This window comes from Oleiphilus sp. HI0132, assembly GCF_001635845.1.
In genome coordinates, this window is sequence record NZ_LWGJ01000162.1 from 1 (window position 1) to 1,534 (window position 1,534).

3 protein-coding genes are annotated in these 1,534 nt (G+C 42.0%); all 3 read right to left on the reverse strand.

Annotation, left to right across the window (positions count from 1 at the left end; genetic code table 11):
• Positions 1 to 599, reverse strand: a 599-nt coding sequence (locus tag A3766_RS02075) for a TIGR04211 family SH3 domain-containing protein (RefSeq protein ID WP_068641562.1), incomplete at its 3' end; no start/stop codon positions are given.
• A 98-nt stretch (positions 600 to 697) separates the two neighbouring features.
• On the reverse strand, positions 698 to 997 hold the full coding sequence (locus A3766_RS02080) for a YciI family protein (RefSeq protein ID WP_068511593.1): 300 nt from the start codon (positions 995 to 997) through the stop codon (positions 698 to 700).
• A 54-nt stretch (positions 998 to 1,051) separates the two neighbouring features.
• The coding region (locus A3766_RS30155; protein WP_068641564.1) for a VC0807 family protein at positions 1,052 to 1,534 on the reverse strand (483 nt) is incomplete at its 5' end.

Below are 1,534 nucleotides of genomic sequence, written 5' to 3' on the forward strand. Positions count from 1 at the left end.
CCCCCGATTAACATCATGTTAGAATCTGACTTATCTTTTAATCTAAGATTCTCGGTTTGGATCAGTTCTAATTCGTTTCTAAGCTGCTCATTACTTTCTCTAAGCTCACGATTTCGCTTATCTAGATTAAGGGCATTGGCCGAAATAGACTTAATGTTCTTTAGCTCTTTGCTATTAGCATTAAGCTCTGAAGTGGTTTGAGTATGTTCTTTGCTAAGACTCTGGTGCTTCTTTTTCAAGTTGGCCAGTTGAGTTTGAGTTTCTTCGTAGTTAGCTTTTAGTTTAGCTAACTCCTGATTAGCTTGGGCTAGCTTAACTTTAGCAATAGGCTGCGCCGTTAGATATCTAGAAGGCAGATAGCCTTCTATGCCGCTTGGCGTTTTAACGTGTGCGTAGCCAGAGCTCAGCTTTTCAATAATTTCCAGCTTGGTGCCGCTCTTAAGTCCTTTGTGGACAATCCTAAACCCGACTCCTTCGCCGCTGCGTAAGGGAACTAAAAGGGTGTCGTCTATGTACATAGTTTCAGCTGATGCAGAGCTGATAGCCAACGCGAGTAAGCATATAGAGGCCGCGATCTTTGAAAGGAATGATGTTTTCACGATTTGTATCCTGTATTTCGTAGTAAGCCCGTTTTAAACAACGAGTCGTAAAGTCAGTAGCGTTAGCCCCGGTTTAGGTCGCTTGATAAGTGTTCTAACTAAGGTAGAACTTTCTTAAATGGTTTAACCGTAACGTTTTCATAAACGCCGGCTGCAACGTAAGGGTCTTGGTCTGCCCATGCTTGGGCTTCGTTTAAAGAACCAAACTCTGCTATTACCAAACTTCCTGTAAAACCTGCTTCACCTGGATCTTCCGAGTCAGTCGCAGGGTGTGGGCCGGCAACAAATAAGCGGCCTTGTTGTTTTAGTTCTTCTAGTCTTGCCAAATGAGCAGGTCTTGCAGATTTGCGCTTTTCTAAACTATTTTCGATATCCTGGGAGATAATTGCGTAGTACATGTGTTTCTCTATTGTTTCAATGTTTGGTCGTAGACTAATTAAAGCATTCTAAGGCTATTGATGGATGATGTCTTCAAAATCCAAGCCCGTTAATCGTTTTATGTGCTTAAAGAGGTAGAGCATTGCGTATATCATCACGATGACGCAGGGTATTGTAATAACCGGGTAGCTAAGCAGGTTCATTGTACCAAGCTCGTCATTGAACTCGGCAGTTCCCGAAGGGCTGACGACTATGTACTTTGCCAATGCATAGTTTAGAGCAGCGGAAAGCATGAAAGAGCCCGCTAGTATATAAGTGGCTGTTTTTAAGACACGTTCAAAAGCGCCTTGGTTATTACTTTTGTCGAGAGCTTCATCGACCTTATCAATTTGCAGAATCTTGTCGTTATAAATAAATGTTTTGACCAAGGGGTACTTGGTTTTTAGTGAAACAATCGTACCTATAGCAATGATCAATGGTATGCTGGCTTCTTTGATTGCAATATATTTTGCATCGAGTTCCAATAGGCCAATGCCGCTGGTGAGTAGAATGCTAAT